This is a genomic window from Ruegeria sp. BC3 (assembly GCF_056539265.1).
The window spans coordinates 507,820-524,738 of the sequence record NZ_JBQFUP010000002.1 but is presented as its reverse complement, the minus strand read 5'-3'; the positions used below and the strand labels follow the sequence as shown (position 1 = coordinate 524,738).

Genomic DNA, 16,919 nt, shown 5'->3' with positions numbered 1-16,919 from the left:
GCGAAATGGAACTTCTCCACGGTTTCTACACGATTTTCACAACACCAGAGACGCTGATGTTCGTCGTTCTGGGCGCGGTTTTGGGCGTAATTGTTGGTGCGGTGCCTGGCCTGACAGCCTCGGCAGCGATCGCAATGCTTGTGCCGATCACCTACTATATCGATCCACTTTCCGCGCTGGCGTTTTTGTACGTGATTGGCAAGGCCGGGCGATTTGGGGGGTCAATATCTGCGATCCTGTTCAACACGCCTGGAACCACGGCGGCCGCTGCAACAGTGATAGATGGCCACGCGCTGACCAAAAAGGGCAAAGCGGGCAAAGCGCTCAAGACCGCGACTGTCGCGTCAGTGATTGGTGACTTTATCGGCGAGCTGATCCTGATCTTCGGTGCCTTGACCATTGCACAGCTGACCCGAGAACTGGGCCCGCCGGATTACTTTGCCATCTATGTCTGTGCGTTCCTGATCATCGGTTCGGTTATCTCGGACTCGGTCCTCAAAGGGATCGCCTCGACCCTGTTTGGCGCGACCCTGGCGATGATCGGCCTGGACCCGATTACATCCGAGCCGCGCTATGACTTTGGAATGGTCGAACTGTACAACGGCTTGTCTCTTGTCCCGTTGCTGATCGGTTTGTTCGTGATCTCCGAAGTGTTCTCGCAGGTCTTTCCGGCCAGAAAAGGACAAGAGCACCACGATGAGATTCAAGCAAAAAATCCTGACGACGACCGGTTGAGCTGGGAAGAGATCAAGCGGTGTTTGCCCTTCATCGGGCGCGGATCGGCTATCGGATCGATGGTTGGGCTTATTCCCGGTGTCGGATCGGCGGTTGCGTGTTTCGTTGCATATGGGTCATCCAAGGCGAAGGCCAAAAACAAGGATGAATGGGGCAAGGGTGCCATTGAAGGCGTCGCCGCCCCTGAGGCCGCCAACAACGCTGTATCTGGCCCATCCATGATCCCGCTTCTGGCTTTGGGGGTTCCGGGTTCGACCATTGCGGCGATGCTGATGGGTGTCTTCCTGATCCACGGTATTCAGGTCGGTCCCAAGATCTTTGAGACCTCGGGTGATGTGGTCTATGGCTTGTTCGCTGCAGGTCTGACCGGGATCCTGCTTTATGGTCTGATCGGGTGGTTCGGTGGCCCGCTGATCGGTCGCGTGATCGATAAGATCCCGCAGCGCCTGATCTATCCGACGATCCTGGCGGTTGCCCTGATCTCTGCCTATACAGCGCGGTCGTCGATGTTCGACGTGGTGATCGCCTGCATCTTTGGCCTGATCGGATATTTCATGCGGACGCTGAACTTCAGCCCAGCTGCAACGATCATCGCTTTTGTTCTAGCACCCGGCGCGGAACAGGCTTTGCGTCAATCGGTACTTCTGACCGATGACGGGTTCGGTATCTTCCTGACCCGCCCGGTGGCGCTGGTGTTTTTTGCCATTCCACTGGTCGCCATCGGTATCCGTATTGTCGCGCGCTTCCGAGCGTCGAAGCAGACTGCCGAACTGTCCGCCTAGCGCGACCACGCCGGACGCTGCGGCGCCCGGTACCCCAACAGTGTGAGTGAAATGCTGGATCAAACACCTACATCACTTGCCGGATTTCAGAAGTCTCTGTCCGAGTCCGGCTTTCAGGGCGATATCGAAATCGATACAGCGGCACGTTTGGTGGCTGCAACGGATAACAGCATCTATCATCTGGTGCCCGACGCGATCCTGCTTCCGAAAAACAGCAGTGATGTTCAGCTTGCGGCCAACTTTGCCGCACAACACGGTGTTGCTTTGACAGCGCGTGGTGGGGGCACCGGAACTAACGGGCAATCGCTGAATACCGGCGTGGTACTGGACACTTCACGGCACATGACCGAGATCCTGTCGCTCGATCTGGATGCCGGCACGGTCACCGTGCAACCCGGCGTCGTGCTGGATCAATTGAATACCTTCCTAAGACCCCATGGCGCTTTCTTTGCTCCGACCGTTTCCACATCGTCCCGTGCAACGGTGGGTGGGATGTTTGCAACAGACGCCAGCGGGAAAGGAAGCCGGATCTATGGCCGCACGTCCGATCACGTACTGGCCGCCGATCTGGTTCTGGCCAACGGGCGTTCCGTCTTGATCACCACTCATGGTTCGAATGACGAAGATCTGCACCAAATGGGTACGGATCTGCATCGCGAACTGACGGAAAACGCCTCTGAGATCGCCCGTCACTACCCCAAGCTCAACCGTGGACTAACCGGGTACAACCTGGATCAGGCGCGCACTGAGACGGGCGATCTCAATTTCATCAAGCTGCTCGCGGGGTCCGAAGGGACGCTGGCGTTGACGACGCAGCTGACGCTGCGCGTGACCCGCTTGCCAAAGCAGCGCGCGCTGACAGTTCTGGCTTATGGCGATTGTGTCAGCGCCCTGCGCCATGTGCCCTATCTGGTCGAGGCCAACCCTGCCGCGATCGAGTTTCTGGATGACAAGATCCTGACGCTCGCTGCCGCGTCCCCGATGTGGAGCGAATTGGAAGGGGTCCTGGGCAGCGTCAGCAATGCCGGGGGGTTTTTGTTTGTCGAGTTTACTGGCGAAACTCAGGCCGACATTCTGCAGGGTCAGCAAAGGCTGAACCAAATTCTGGCCCAAAACCATGTTCAGGTCATCGCACAGGTTGCGACAACAGAAGCCTCTGAAATCTCGGCGCTATGGGAACTGCGCAAGCGTTCGGTCGGACTGTTGGCTGCTGTCGAAACGCAAAGGATCGGTCTGCCCTTTGTCGAAGACGCGGCCGTTCCGCCCGAAAACCTTGCGCAGTTCGTGTCCGAGTTTAGCACGTTACTGGACGGGTTTGGGCTGTCATATGGAATGTTCGGCCATGCGGATGTCGGCTGCGTCCATGTGCGCCCGATGCTGAACATGCGAGTGGCCGAGGACCGGGATTTGATCCGTCAGGTCTCGGACGCCGTGTCCGATCTCTGCCAGCGCCACGGCGGGTTAATTTGGGGTGAACACGGCAAAGGCGTGCGGGGTGAGTACGTCGAACGCTATGTCGGTCCTGAATTGTACGGGATCATGCGTCGGATCAAGGCGTGGTTCGATCCCGAAAACCGTATGAACCCGGGAAAGTTGGTGACCGCGCAGGGTGGCGATCTGAGCGTCATGAAGATCGACACGGTACCATTCCGAGGAACGCTGGACGCTGAAATCGATCCGGTCGCCAGCGCGGCTTATGAACGTGCGATTGCGTGTAACGGCAACGGTGCATGCCACAACTGGGCACCAGATGACCCAATGTGCCCTTCGTTCAAGGTAACGCGCGACAAGACGCAGGCGCCAAAAGGGCGGGCGACTTTGTTTCGGGAATGGGCTCGGTTGAGCTCAACCGGGCAGGATGTGCGCGAAGTGGAAGACGCACTAAAGCGTAGTCTCGACACTTGCTTGTCGTGCAGATCCTGTTCCGGACAATGTCCGGTGCGTGTCGATATTCCAACAATGAAATCGGCCTTTCTGAACACCTATTTCAAGACACACGCGCGGCCCCTGCGGGATCATCTCTTGCGCCGAATGGAGCATCTTTCTCTGCGTGCACGTCGTCTTCCGCGCTTGATGAATCTTGCTCAGACCAACCCGCTTGGCCGTTCCGTGCTATCCCGGATGTTTGGCTTGATCGATGTCCCGGTGTTTTCCACCACAACCGCCGAGCAGGCGGTTCTGCGTGCGGGCGGGACAGTCATTACGCCGGGGTTGGAGGTGCAGAACTGGGGCGCGCGCCCTGTATTTCTGGTCCTCGACAGCTTTACCGGTGTCTTTGAGACGCAGATTGTTGGGGCAGTGACCCAACTGTTGGTTCAGCTTGGCTTTAACGTGTGGGCAAACGCGCCGCTTTCCAACGGAAAGGCGCTGCGGGTCCGCGGGTTCGAGCAGGATTTTGAACGTCAACGCCAGCAAACGCCTCAGCTGCTTGAGGCGGTCGCCCGGCAAGGGCTTGCAATGGTCAGTCTGGAACCGGCGGTGACCGATCTGTTCAACAAGGAGTACCAGCGCGGTGCTCAAACCGAGTTTCAAGTTCATTCTTTGGACCGGTTTCTGTTCGACAGACTGTCAGACTTGCCCGAGCTACCAGTGAGCGGTCAGCGCTTTGCGCTTTTGTCCCACTGCACGGAAAAAACCGCCGATCCGGCCTCGGTGCGTCGGTGGGTCGAGGTGTTTGCGCGCTTTGGTTTGACGCTCGAACCGGTCTCGACCGGGTGCTGCGGTATGGCAGGACTGTTCGGTCACGAGGTTGAACATCAGGAAATGTCCCGTGACTTGTTCGACCTGTCTTGGCGCGATGCGGTTGCTGCCAAGGGGCGCACCCCACTGGCCACCGGGTTTTCCTGCCGATCCCAAGTCAAAAGGTTCGGAGACGGACCGATTTCTCATCCTGTGTCGGCTCTGCTGGCGCATCTGAACACCAAAAACTCCTGAAGAGGGCAAAATGAAACCTACGAACATGATCGTTCTGATGTCTGACGAACACGCCTCCAACATCATGGGATGCGCGGGTCACCCTTTCATTCAAACGCCCAATCTGGATCGGTTGGCAGCACAGGGGACGCGTTTTGATAGCGCCTACACCAACGCGCCGATCTGCGTCCCGGCGCGCGCCAGTTTCGCCACCGGGAAGTATGGACACCAGACGGGACATTGGGACAACGCGACGCCCTACACTGGCGAGCCCAAATCCTGGGGGCATTACCTGCAGGAAAACGGCAATCCCGTCGGTTCGATCGGCAAGCTGCACTATCGCAACGAAAGCGATCCAGTCGGCTTGGACTTTCAGCAGATTCCGATGCACCTGGTGAACGGAGTTGGCGATGTTTTGGGCTGTGTCCGGGAACCACTGCCGCGCCGCTGGAAGGCGCGTGACCTTGCGGACAGTGCAGGGCCGGGAGAGACGACATACACCAATTATGACCGCAATATCACCGAGGCGGCCTGCGAATGGATTGCCCAGCGTGGTCACGAGGAAGCGCCCGAGAAACCCTGGACCGTGTTTATCTCGATGGTCGCGCCCCACTTTCCGCTGACCGCGCCGCAGCAGTTTTACGACCTTTACAAGGACATGGACCTGAAGCCGTCGAAAGAGGCCAGCGAGGACGATCACCCATGGCTCAAGGCGCTGCGGCATTGTTTTGTCTACGACAATTTCAATGATGAACGCACCCGGGCGGCCCTGACCGGATACTTTGGCCTCGTCAGCTTTATGGATGCCAATGTAGGTCGTATTCTGGACGCGGTCGATGCGGCGGGCCTGACCGAAACCACTCGGATCGTTTATGTCAGCGACCACGGCGACAACATGGGTGAGCGTGAGATGTGGGGTAAATCCAATATGTACGAAGAGGCAGCTGCCGTGCCGATGATCCTCAGCGGACCTGATGTCCCTGCGGGCCATGTGTGCAAAACATCGGTGTCGCTGGCCGATGTTTTCCCGACCGTCTTGGATTGTGCCGGATTGGACGCTCAGGATCCGGAGTTGCCGGGCCGTTCGCTGATCCGCATCGCAGCCGAAGCGGATTGTTCGGATCGCGTCGCGTTTTCTGAGTATCACGCGGCCGGGGCGGCCTCGGGCGCGTTCATGATCCGCAAAGGCAAATGGAAATACATCTATTATGTCGGCATGGAGCCGCAACTCTTCGATCTTGAAACTGACCCGGAAGAGGTCAATGACCTTGGAACCTCTGCCAGTCATCAGGCCGTGCGGGACGAATTGCATGCCGAGTTGCTAAAGATTTGTGACCCCGTCGAGGTAGATCGCCGCGCCAAGGCGGATCAGGCGGCCATCATCGCGGCAAATGGTGGGGTAGAGGCAGTTCTTGAACGTGGCGGCTTTGGCGCGACACCTGCGCCCGGCGCAAATGCGGATTTTGTTGCGTCCAAGGCCGGGCTATGACCGAAGCGCCGGATCGACATATCCCGTTTTGCGAAGCGGCTGATCCAGCGCCCTATGCGCCGGGGTTTGCCCTGCCGCCGCTGGCCTGCGATTGCCATGCGCACGTGTTCGGCCCGCTAGCGGACTGGCCGCTGGTGCCTGACCGCCTGTACACGCCACCGGATGCTTCGCTGAGTTCATATCAGGATCTGCTGCAGACACTCGGATTTGAGCGTGGGGTCATCGTTCAGCCCAGCGTCTATGGGACGGACAATCGTGCCACGCTACGCGCCGTAGCCGAACAGCCTGATCGCCTGCGTGCAGTGGTGGTTGTCGATGACACGGTGCAAGAAGACCAGTTGCTGGCAATGCATGCGCAAGGTGCCCGTGGCGTGCGCGCTAATCTTCTGTTCAGCGGCGATCAGGCCATGCAGGATGTGCGCCGCATCGCCGAGCGGATCGCACCATTGGGTTGGCATCTGCAGGTTTTGCTGGATGTTTCAACTTTTCCCGATCTCTATGACTTTTTTAACTCGTTGCCCGTCCAGACCGTGTTCGATCACATGGGGCATTTCCCAGTTGGAAAAGGCGTCAAAGAGCCAGGTTTTCAGGCGCTGCTGGCCTTGATGCAAACCGGCAAGGCATGGGCAAAACTGTCCGGTGCGTACCGGGTTACCGGACAGCAAACACCCCCTTATGATGATGTAACGTCCATTGCGCGCGCGCTGATTGCCGCAAACCCGGATCAGGTGGTGTTTGGTACCGACTGGCCGCACCCGCATATCCCGGTGCCTATGCCCAATGATGGTGCATTACTGGATCAGCTTGAGGACTGGGCCCCGGACGCGCAGCAGCGCAAGGCGATACTGAGCGACAATCCCGCTCGGCTTTATGGGTTTTGATCTGTCGTTTTTTCGGCAACCAGTTCGCCCCGGATGACGCCGTCTTCGAACAGCTCGTGACAGATCTCTAGCATCTCTTGCCGAACGGCCCGCGTGGCCGCGTTCAGGGGCTGGTTCTTGGGCCAGGCGAGGTAGATGTCACGCATGAGTTCTGGATTTACCAGCCGCTGCGCCTTGATTTCTCCGCGGCGCCATTGTGTATCAAACGAAGGCCAGGGCAGGACGCCATAAGTCACGCCACTGCGGATGTAGCTGATCCGCAAACGTGTGGATTCGGTGGTCACCCTCAAGTTCAGGGTCTTTCCCTTTTTCTGCGCGACCTCTTCGACCATTTCGCGCACCGCATGCGACCGCTGGCTGAGCACCAATGGCACGGAAAACAGCTTGTCCACGTCGACCGTTTCTGTGCCATCGCTGGCTGCGTCCTGATCACGTCTGCGGGACACCAGAAACAGAGGTTCAGAGTAGAGATGCAGATACTCGGCCTTTGGGCTCTGGTCGCGGGTGGCCAGAATACCCAGATCAACACGGCTGTTTTCGATCATCTCTTTGACGCTCAGGCCCAGCTCTTCCATGATGCGCAGCTCGACCTCGGGGTATTTTTCAGCAATCCGCTCCAACAGTTTGGGTGCAACATGGACACCCAGCATTGGCGGGACCACGATCGAGACTTCGCCACGCGGGGTGTCAGCCTCTTTGCGGACATCGTCTGCGGCTTGTTTCAACTGCGCAACGATTTTCCGCGCGTGATGGTACAGCACCTCTCCGGCTTTGGTTGGTTTGACACCGCGCGAAGACCGAACCAGCAGGTCGGTGGTCAGCTCTTCTTCCAGATTGGCAATATGCTGGCTGAGCGCTGGCTGAGCAATGCGCAGCACCCGCGCAGCGCTTGAGACGCTGCCTTCATCCACAATCGCGATAAAGTAGCGAAGCTGTCTAATATTCATTCTGCCCCCGGGCTCGGTCTGAGTGAGAGAAACTATATCGTGGCTTGAGACAGAAGAATATCCGATAACTGATTACCTCAGATCATTGGCAAAGGAAGACCGCAGCTGAGCTGCCCAAACGCCTCCGATTTGGGTTACAACCCAGAGCGAAGGGAATGCCACCAAAGGCGCACCACCCTTGTCGAACCTGTTTACCATTACGTCCAGATGAACCTTTTCGGGACTGGTTTGCAGCGGTGTCAGGTGTCCCCATTCGGTATGACCCCACGCGTCGCCCGCACGTGCGTAAAAGTCATCCATATAGCTGTCCGGAGTTTCCCAGACTTTCATCACGTTGCCAGCCAGGCGAAAATGCGGAAAGTGCAGTGTCTTTGCGATGGCTTCGGGATCGCGCGCGTTCAGTGCAATCAGGTGGTTTTCCATTACTGAAATTGCAGCTTGGACGGCTTTGTCATGCATCTTCTTTGACCCCTCAGACGCGTATGAACCGGAACCGCAATGCGGATGGGCTCATGGTTTCTGGTCAGTTTATGGGGTTCGTTTCCATCCCGGAAATATCAACTTTATGTTGCGGGCATCGGTTTTTCTTATGGCTGGTTGTGGGGCCTGCGCGCCTTGTGTGCCCAATGGTTCACCTTGGGGTATGCTTTGCATACCCTTTCGACGTCCAATGGACACACACCATGTTCAGGCAGGTTAGCCGTAATTTGGTGCCCGTTTCTGCAGTTTGGCTGCGACGCTTTCGGCAAAGTCGGCGGACTGCAGTTGTTCTGCAAAAACCTGAATTTCTGCGCTCATATGACCGGCGATTTCGTCTCGTTGGCGACGGATCAGCGCTTTGGATTTTTTCAGCGCTGCGGGGGACGAACCGGCAATCTGCGCGGCGATCTGCTGGGCGTTGGCCGCAAGGTCATTATCGGCAAACACACGTGCGACAAGCCCATGGTTCAGCGCCTCTGTCGCTGTCAGGACCCGACCGGCGAGCAGAACATCATTGGCAACCGCCATACCAACGGACGCAGGCAACAGCATCGAAGATCCCGCTTCGGGTACCAGACCCAACTGCGCGAACGGAGCGCTGAACGTAGCGCTTTCGCCCGCATAGACCAGATCGCAGTGCAGCAACATCGTCAGGCCAATTCCAATTGCCGCCCCGTTGACCGCTGCGATCAACGGCTTGGGGCAATCCCGGATGGCGTTCAGGAACCGAACAATAGGGTTCTCGCCGCTCCCCAAAGGAATGCCGCCTCCCATGAAGTCCTGCAGGTCATTGCCGGCAGTGAACATGTCCCCGGTCCCCGTGATCACCAGCGCGCGGGCCTCGTCTGTGCGCCCATAGTCTTCGATGGCTTCCGCCATTGCGGTGTACATCGCAAAAGTAATCGCGTTCTTCTTTTCCTCACGGGAAATAGTAACAGTAGTGACGCGATCCTGGGTGTTGATGATGATGTGGTCGGTCATGAGTTAAGTCCTTGGTATTTCTGCGGAAACTTTGCCGCTATGATTTCGGGGTGTGGGATCGTCGCTGGCGGGCGCGCAATCCAAGGCCCGGTTCAGGACCGATTATTTTCTGTCGTATGCGGGCCGCCCGTTATCGTCAATAAATCAAGCCGATGACCTCACGTCGCGAATCCGGCAGCCACGTTACGCGTTGGTGTCACCCAACTGTCGCAAGCTACAACAAAAATTTACCGCTCAGCCCCCGAATTCTTTGTGCGAATACAGTGCTGGTTCACATATACGTTGTCGAAACAGAACATTTGCACGCGTGAGCCCCAATGCCCCAGATCAATGACGAATTGCTTCAGCAAATCCGTGACCGGTTTGCTCAGATAGACCACTGCCCGCAGCAGGGGCCACGCATTTTCTTTGAAAATGCCGGTGGCGCGTTGACGCTGAATTCCGTGGTTGAAACCTCGCAGGCCTATGCGGCAATCCCCGACAATCAGGGGCGCGACAATCCGGGTAGCCACGAATTGGTTCGGGTTATCAATCAGGCCAAGGCTGACATGGCTGCGTTCATGAACGCGCCGGGCGGCCAGTTCTTTGTGGGCGAAAGCGGAACAGAACTATTGTTCCGCCTGATCATGAACGCCTGTCTGGCAACCGGGCCGGGGCAGGTTCTGGGCACCTCGCTAGAGCATCCAGCGACCCGCAGCGCCTGCGCCCGTTGGGCGGGGATCGCTGGCCAAAGCCATGTTCTGGTCGAGCACGACGACGCAACCGGCACGGTATCGGCCGAAGGTTATGCCGCGCTTGTCACGCCAGATACCAAAGTGGCAACCGTCGTCCATACATCGCCGGTCACCGGGATGGGCGTTGATGTCGAAGCGGTCGCGGCGGCCATCCGGGCCGTGTCGCCTGATTGCTACATCATCGTGGACGGTATCCAGCACGCGGCACATGGCCGGATCGACCTGACTGCGTATGACGTCGATGGTTATGTGATTTCGCCGTACAAGGTGTTTTCGCGCCATGGCTACGGGGTGGCCTGGATCTCGGACCGGCTAACGGCGTTGCCGCACAACAGCTTGATCGATGGTCCAGCCGAAAACTGGGAGATGGGTACACGCGACACTGGTTCATACGCGACCATGTCTGATGTTGTCAGCTATTTCGAATGGTTGGGGTCGCAGGTCACCGACTCGACCGATCGGCGAGAGCGGTTCCTAGCAGCGGGCGAAGCGATTCATGAACAGGAAAAGGCGCTGACTGATGCAATGATCCACGGGACCGGCAATCTGCACGGTCTGGCCGAGATGGAGAAGGTGACCATTCTGGGCGGTGTCGACAATCCGGCGCGCGAAGGTCTTGTGTCTCTGGTGGTCGATGGCGTGCCATCTGCCGACGTTGTGCGGGCATTGAATGAGCAGGGCATCCGCACTCATCTGCGAAAGGCTGACCATTATTCAGGGAATATCCTGACGCCACTGGGCATGGATAGCTGCGTTCGTGTGTCTATGTGTCACTACAACAGTGTTGCCGAAGTCGCGCAGTTCCTGGGCGCGATGAAGACCTTGGCAGCCTAGGTCAACGGCCACCATAGTCGAACGCCGGGAACAATTTTTCGGTCACCCGTTGTTCCCGGCGATATTCAGCCCGTTCCTGATTTCCACACCAAACGAGCTTACTAGTTTGGTTAGAGGCATTCGGCCAGGTTTGTCGCGATGTTGCGGATCATCTGAGGGTACAAGGCTGGGCCAGTTTCCAGGTCCGAACCCAATGGGTCAATCACAGCTGTATTCGCCTCGGTCCCTTCCATGACAGTTGCAACCAGCCCGGGGTTGAATTGCGGCTCGGACAGGACGCACTTGATCCCTTCCTCGCGGATGCGTCCCTGAATCTCTGCGATACGTGCGGGGCTTGGGTCGGATGCGTCTGCGATCGAAATCGCGCCGGATGCGGGGAAGTCAAAAGCGTTTTCAAAGTACTGATACGCGTCGTGGAACACGATAAAGTTTCCACCGCGCACCGCATCCAGTGTTGCGGCGACCTCGGCAGACAGGGCGGCCATCTCTTCACGCGCGGCTGCCGCGTTTGCAAAATAGGCCCCCGCGTTGTCTGGGTCCGCTGCGGAAAGCTGTGCGGCGATAACGTTCAGCCAGGCGCTGGCATTCTCTGGGGATAACCAGGCGTGGGGATCATGTTCCCCGTGGTCATGACCGTGGTGGTCATCGTGACCAGCGTGGTCTTCATGGTCCTCGTGATCGTGGTCATCACCTTCGGCATGATCGTCGTGGCCGTGTTCATCCTCGTGATCGTGGTCCTCGCCCTCGGCATGTTCGTCACCGTGGTCGTGGTCATCATGATCAGCGTGGTCGTGGTCTTTGTCTTCAGCGTGGTCATGATCGTCATGATCTTCGCCTTCGGCATGCTCGTCATGCCCGTGATCGTCATGATCATCATCGCCGTGGTCATGCGCTTCGAACAGCGCGCCTTCGCGGAAGTCCAGCAGAGTTGTGCCGTCTGCCTCAAGCAGTGCAGTGACCGTTGCGCCGTCGCTTAGCGTTTCGATCGCACCTTCCATCCAAGGTGTCAGATCCTCGCCAACCCAGAACACCAGATTCGCATCCTGCAGCGCTGCCGCCTCAGAGGGGCGCAGGTTGTATTCATGCGGCGAGGCACCGGGTTGCACAATCAGGTTCGGTGTGCCGACACCTTCCATCACGCGCGCGACCAGTGAGTGAACTGGCGCAATATCAACCGCAACGTTCGGAACATCCGCCACTGCTGTGCCGCCCAACAACGCAGCCGTGATCGAAACAGGAAGAAGCTTTCTGGACATCTAACCCTCTGTGTGATTTTATAACGTTGCGAGCGGCATACATGATATGGAATAACATGACAAGTGAGACGACCCCTGCGATTTCTGAGGACACCGGCCTGGTCGGGTTTCAGAAGCATGACCATACGCATTGTGTCGAAAGCAGCCTGTCCATCGCCGAAGCGCGGTGCAAAGAGGAAAGTCTGCGCCTGACGCCCGTGCGTCGCAAAGTGTTGGAAATGCTGCTGCAGGAACATCGCGCGCTCGGTGCCTATGCGATCCTTGATCGGTTGCGTGACGCCGGATTTGGCTCGCAGCCGCCGGTTGCTTACCGCGCGCTGGATTTTCTGGTCGAGAACGGGTTTGTCCACAAGATCGAGCGCCTGAACGCCTTTGTGGCTTGTTCGCATCCGGGCGCGTCGCACTCCCCGGCCTTCATGATCTGCAGAAAATGTGACGCCGTGGCCGAGGCGCATTCCACTCCTGCCAAAGGTGCATTGGGTGCGGCCGCGCGAGCTGTGGGTTTCGAGATCGAACGGACAGTTGTAGAAGCCGAAGGTGTTTGCCCCGACTGCACCGAAAAGGCGTAGAAATGAACCTGATTACCGTAGAAGACCTCAGCGTGAGCTATGGGGCCAATACCGTGTTGCAACGTGTCAACATGGGGGTCGAGCCCGGTGAGATCGTGACCATTGTCGGCCCGAACGGATCAGGCAAGACAAGCCTGTTGCGCGCCATCATCGGCGCGACGAAACCATCGGCTGGGCAGGTGACGCGCAAGCCGGGTCTGAAAATCGGGTACGTTCCGCAAAAGCTGCATATCGATCCAACTCTGCCAATTTCGGTCGAACGCTTCATGCGGCTGACTCATCGGGCATCGCAAAAAGACTGTGCGGATGCTTTGGAAACAGCCGGTGTGCCAGATTTGCTGAAACGGCAGATGTCACAATTGTCGGGTGGACAATTCCAGCGCGTGCTGCTTGCGCGGGCGTTGATCAATCGACCTGAAATCCTGCTGCTGGATGAGGCGACCCAAGGGCTGGACCAACCCGGTTCGGCGGCGTTCTACCGTCAGATCGAAGCTGTCCGGCAAGAGACCGGCTGCGCAATTATCATGATCAGCCACGAACTCCACGTAGTGATGAGCGCATCGGACCGGGTAATCTGTCTGAACGGTCACGTCTGTTGCGAAGGATCGCCGGCAGTCGTGGCCTCGGCTCCGGAGTATCGGGCTCTGTTCGGCACCGGCACAGGCGGCGCGCTGGCTCTTTACCGGCACGATCATGATCACGACCACGATCATGACCATGGTTCAAACCCTCAGGAAGCGGCTGAATAATGCTTGATGATTTTATGACCCGAGCCACGCTGGCAGGCGTGGGTGTTGCCTTTGCCGCCGCGCCCTTGGGCTGCTTTGTCGTGTGGCGCAGGATGGCGTATTTTGGGGATGCGACGGCGCATGCCGCAATTCTAGGGGTAGCACTTTCGTTGACCCTTCAGGTGCCCATCTTTCCGGGTGCTCTGGCGATTGCACTCGTGATGGCGCTGACTGTGACGCTGTTGAGTGGCCGAGGGTACGCGATGGACACGTTGCTTGGCGTTATGGCCCATTCGGCGCTGGCTTTTGGCCTTGTAGCTGTTTCATTCCTGTCCGGTATTCGCATCGATTTGATGGCCTACCTTTTCGGCGACATTCTTTCCGTATCTCGTTCGGATCTGATCGTAATCTGGGGCGGCGCTGCCTTGGTCGTTGCATTGATTGCATGGCGATGGTCGCAGTTATTGACGGCAACACTGAACGAAGAGCTGGCTTATGCTAGTGGGTTCGACCCCAAGCGTGAGCAGTTGATCCTGACTCTGGCCCTGGCGATTACGGTGGCCGTTGCAATCAAAGTAGTCGGGATTTTGCTGATCGCGGCAATGCTTATCATTCCGGCGGCGGCCGCGCGCAGTCTGGCGCGATCACCGGAATCGATGGCTCTGATCGCGGCCGCAATAGGCGCAACTTCGGCCGTGGCTGGGCTACGAGGGGCATACATCTTTGACACGCCCGCAGGCCCGTCCATCGTTTGCGTTGCCGCCATTCTGTTTGCCTGTTTCAGCCTGATTGGGTGGCAACGCCAGACCAGAATTTGACGTAAGACCTATCGGCGCTTTTGAGGCAACGGGGCGGTGTTTCTTAAACCCGCACCTGTTTCAGGTCTGCTGCGGCCTTGAGAACCCAGTTCTGAAAGAGTTGAACTGAAGGCGTTGGGAACTTCTCGCGTGCTGCGAAGTAATAGGCCCATGGGCTGGTGATTTCGATGTCGAAGGGCTCGATCAAAAGGCCCCGGTCAATAAACGACCGGGTCAGGGACTTTGGTAAGACCACGCAGCCTACAGAGCGCGACGCCATTTCCATCGCCAGGTTTGAGGCATTTGTTCGCAGCCCGTGGTTCAGGCTCAGTTCGGTCAGGCCGAAATAGGTTCGGACCAGTTCCCAATAAGCAGGTCTCCCAAGGATGTGGATCAAATGGGCATCCCCCAGCTGATTGGGATCGCGCAGCGGTTTCCCGTTGACCTGGTAGTCTGGTGCACAGACAACCGTCAGTTTTTCTGTCCACAGCTTGGTCATGTCCGGAGACGCTTCGTCAACATGGTGGATCGTGATCGACAGATCCGACACGCTGGGCTCGACGTCGCTCCAAACGGTTCCGTGGACGGTCAAATCAATGTCAGGATGCGTCGTATTGAAATCGCGGATCACATCGGGAAGCCAGTTCTCGGCCAGGCTGAAGGGGCACGAGATCACCACTTTCCGGGTGTGCGGTCGTTGACTTACAGATCGAGTGGCAACATCGATTTCCTGCAGGGCGTGGCGTACGGACGGCAAGTAAGCCTCGGCCACGTTCGTCAAAGGCAGTGAGCGGGCGTGGCGGACAAACAAAGGGCGTTGAATGAACTCTTCAAGCGATCTCACATGGTTGCTGACAGCTGATTGTGTGCAGTTCAGTTCTTCGGCGGCACTGGTAAAGCTCAGATGCCGGGCGGCGGCCTCGAACGACCGAAGGAAGGTGAGGTGGGGCAGGTGCATCATCAGCGGGCTGTCTCCGTGTGTCTGAAGACTCCATAGGAAACACAGCAGGAGTGCATCTTGTCCGCGAACGACATCCGCAAGGTATCATATGCGACAGAGCTTCGGGTGGAGGCGCAAATTCTGGAGCCACTATCCCAAACGGCAGCCGTATCATTCCTCCGACCCATCATGTTCCTTTTGCGACACAGAAGCGTCGGCAAGTGACAAAAATGGCGATCTGAGGCTGCTACCTTGCAGCCTGTGTAAGGCACTAAATCAGATCCGGTACGAGGGCAGACAGAACATGGCACGGGACAGACGTGGAGGCGGGCGACGGGGGAAATCCGGGCGTGGCACAGCCGGTATCGACCAACTGCCATGGCAGCAAATTCGCAACGAGTACCCTCCGTTCCAGATACTGAACCCCGAGCAGATAGATCAGTTGCACGCTACATCCATCAGGATCCTGTCCGAGGCAGGCATCCGCGTTATGGGCGACAACGTGATCGACCTGTTCGAACGTGCCGGAGCAATAGTTGACCGGGACACCAAAACCATCCGCATAGATGAAAGCCTTGTTTTCGAAGCGCTGAAAACGGTGCCACGTGAATTCACCCTGACGTCCCGGAATCGGTCCAAGCAGATCACATTGGGCGGCAATCATGTGAACTTTGGATTGGTAGCGGGGCCTCCGAACGTTCATGACTGCATCAATGGTCGTCGTCAGGGAAACTATGAGGACTATTGCAACTTTATCCGGTTGGCCCACCATTTCAACGCGATCCACCTGATTGGAAATCAGGTGATGGCCCCGATTGAGATGCCTGCCAACAACCGCCATCTCGATACCTACAACGCCAATTTGACCTACAGTGACCTGAGTTTTCACTGCACTGCCATCGGTCGCGGCCGGGCAATGGATGGCATCAAAATGATGGCTATTTCGCGCGGTCAAAAACCCGAAGAGATGCAGGGCGATCCGGGCGTGATTACTATCATTTCGGTCAACTCTCCGCGTTTGTTCGATGACGCGATGGGGGACGGGCTGATTGCGATGGCGGAATACGGCCAGCCTGTGACCGTGACGCCCTTTACTCTGATGGGTGCGATGACGCCGGTCACTCTACCGGCCGCGTTGGCGCAACAGAATGCCGAAGCCTTGTTCGGGGTGGTTCTGACGCAGCTCGTCAATCCGGGTGCGCCGGTCATGTATGGTTCGTTTACGTCGAACGTGGACATGAAGTCTGGCGCGCCGGCTTTCGGCACACCGGAAAACGCCAAGGCCAATATCGTCGGCGGTCAATTGGCGCGGCGCTATGGGATTCCCTATCGGACCTCAAATGCCAACGCGTCGAATGTGGTGGATTTGCAGGCCGCGTATGAAACGATGATGGCCACCTGGGGCGCGGTTCTCGGCGGCGCAAATATCGTCTATCACGCAGCGGGTTGGCTAGAGGGCGGCCTGACTGCCTCGTATGAGAAATTCATAATGGACGTCGAAATCATCCAAAACATGATGGAGTTCCTCAAGCCGATGAAGTTCAACGCCGAAGAACTGGGTCTGGACACTATCAAATCAGTGCCGACCGGTGGCCATTTCTTTGGTACCGATCACACGATGGCCCGGTATGAGACCGCGTTCTACAGCCCGATGCTGTCTGACTGGCAGAACTATGAAAACTGGGAAGCCGCGGGAGCAAAGGACGCGCTACAGCGGGCGACGGATATCTGGCAGCAGGCCTTGCGTGAGTATCGGGCACCAGAAATGGACCCCGCAATACGCGAAGAACTGGACGCCTATATCGCCAAACGCCGCGAAGAAATTGGCAGCGGAGAACCCTAGGGCTGATCGG

The 16,919-nt window shown here is 57.6% G+C and carries 14 protein-coding genes; 9 read left to right on the top strand and 5 right to left on the bottom strand.

All coding sequences use genetic code 11. The annotated features are described in order from the left end of the window. Positions 1 to 5 precede the first annotated feature (5 nt). From ACR0MV_RS07735 to ACR0MV_RS07720, 4 genes are read left to right on the top strand one after another with little or no spacing between them, the layout of a single operon-like run. Positions 6 to 1,517, top strand: coding sequence for a tripartite tricarboxylate transporter permease (locus tag ACR0MV_RS07735; protein ID WP_170423804.1), 1,512 nt, complete (start codon positions 6 to 8; stop codon positions 1,515 to 1,517). Between the two features lie 51 nt (positions 1,518 to 1,568). Next, positions 1,569 to 4,451 (top strand): FAD-binding and (Fe-S)-binding domain-containing protein, encoded by a 2,883-nt coding sequence (locus ACR0MV_RS07730; RefSeq protein WP_480701651.1) that lies wholly within the window; start codon positions 1,569 to 1,571, stop codon positions 4,449 to 4,451. Between the two features lie 10 nt (positions 4,452 to 4,461). After that, a complete protein-coding gene (locus tag ACR0MV_RS07725) occupies positions 4,462 to 5,919 on the top strand; it encodes a sulfatase family protein (RefSeq protein ID WP_480701650.1) in 1,458 nt (485 codons plus the stop codon). Beyond that, positions 5,916 to 6,800 (top strand): amidohydrolase family protein, encoded by an 885-nt coding sequence (locus ACR0MV_RS07720; RefSeq protein WP_480701649.1) that lies wholly within the window; start codon positions 5,916 to 5,918, stop codon positions 6,798 to 6,800. The genes ACR0MV_RS07725 and ACR0MV_RS07720 overlap by 4 nt, the downstream gene beginning before the upstream one ends. Here ACR0MV_RS07720 and ACR0MV_RS07715 read toward each other — a convergent pair. The 3 genes from ACR0MV_RS07715 to ACR0MV_RS07705 all read right to left on the bottom strand — a co-directional run bounded on the left by ACR0MV_RS07715 (position 6,788) and on the right by ACR0MV_RS07705 (position 9,208). Beyond that, positions 6,788 to 7,747: a LysR family transcriptional regulator gene (locus ACR0MV_RS07715; RefSeq protein ID WP_480701648.1), complete on the bottom strand. Its 960-nt coding sequence runs from the start codon at positions 7,745 to 7,747 to the stop codon at positions 6,788 to 6,790. The two genes, ACR0MV_RS07720 and ACR0MV_RS07715, sit on opposite strands and share 13 nt — an antisense overlap. A 72-nt stretch (positions 7,748 to 7,819) precedes the next feature. Next, the gene (locus ACR0MV_RS07710) at positions 7,820 to 8,206 is read right to left on the bottom strand and encodes a hypothetical protein (protein WP_480701647.1); all 387 of its coding nucleotides are present in this window, start codon (positions 8,204 to 8,206) and stop codon (positions 7,820 to 7,822) included. A gap of 237 nt (positions 8,207 to 8,443) precedes the next feature. Continuing rightward, a complete protein-coding gene (locus tag ACR0MV_RS07705; RefSeq protein WP_480701646.1) occupies positions 8,444 to 9,208 on the bottom strand; it encodes an enoyl-CoA hydratase-related protein in 765 nt (254 codons plus the stop codon). Between the two features lie 317 nt (positions 9,209 to 9,525). On the opposite strand from ACR0MV_RS07705, the gene ACR0MV_RS07700 reads away from it, so the two are divergent. After that, a complete protein-coding gene (locus ACR0MV_RS07700) occupies positions 9,526 to 10,776 on the top strand; it encodes an aminotransferase class V-fold PLP-dependent enzyme (protein WP_480701645.1) in 1,251 nt (416 codons plus the stop codon). A gap of 110 nt (positions 10,777 to 10,886) precedes the next feature. Here ACR0MV_RS07700 and ACR0MV_RS07695 read toward each other — a convergent pair whose 3' ends face one another. Then, positions 10,887 to 12,032, bottom strand: coding sequence for a zinc ABC transporter substrate-binding protein (locus tag ACR0MV_RS07695; RefSeq protein WP_480701644.1), 1,146 nt, complete (start codon positions 12,030 to 12,032; stop codon positions 10,887 to 10,889). Between the two features lie 56 nt (positions 12,033 to 12,088). Between ACR0MV_RS07695 and ACR0MV_RS07690 the strand changes: the two genes are divergently transcribed. From ACR0MV_RS07690 to ACR0MV_RS07680, 3 genes are read left to right on the top strand one after another with little or no spacing between them, the layout of a single operon-like run. After that, positions 12,089 to 12,601 (top strand): transcriptional repressor, encoded by a 513-nt coding sequence (locus tag ACR0MV_RS07690; RefSeq protein ID WP_480701643.1) that lies wholly within the window; start codon positions 12,089 to 12,091, stop codon positions 12,599 to 12,601. A gap of 2 nt (positions 12,602 to 12,603) precedes the next feature. Further along, the gene (locus tag ACR0MV_RS07685; RefSeq protein ID WP_480701642.1) at positions 12,604 to 13,350 is read left to right on the top strand and encodes a metal ABC transporter ATP-binding protein; all 747 of its coding nucleotides are present in this window, start codon (positions 12,604 to 12,606) and stop codon (positions 13,348 to 13,350) included. Next, on the top strand, positions 13,350 to 14,147 hold the full coding sequence (locus ACR0MV_RS07680; protein ID WP_170423783.1) for an iron chelate uptake ABC transporter family permease subunit: 798 nt from the start codon (positions 13,350 to 13,352) through the stop codon (positions 14,145 to 14,147). The genes ACR0MV_RS07685 and ACR0MV_RS07680 overlap by 1 nt, the downstream gene beginning before the upstream one ends. 43 nt (positions 14,148 to 14,190) lie before the next feature. Here the strand turns inward: ACR0MV_RS07680 and ACR0MV_RS07675 are convergent, their stop codons facing one another. Continuing rightward, positions 14,191 to 15,087, bottom strand: coding sequence for a LysR substrate-binding domain-containing protein (locus ACR0MV_RS07675; protein ID WP_480701641.1), 897 nt, complete (start codon positions 15,085 to 15,087; stop codon positions 14,191 to 14,193). Between the two features lie 283 nt (positions 15,088 to 15,370). Between ACR0MV_RS07675 and ACR0MV_RS07670 the strand changes: the two genes are divergently transcribed. Next, positions 15,371 to 16,909, top strand: a complete 1,539-nt coding sequence (locus ACR0MV_RS07670) for a trimethylamine methyltransferase family protein (protein ID WP_480701640.1) — start codon at positions 15,371 to 15,373, stop codon at positions 16,907 to 16,909. Positions 16,910 to 16,919 lie beyond the last annotated feature (10 nt).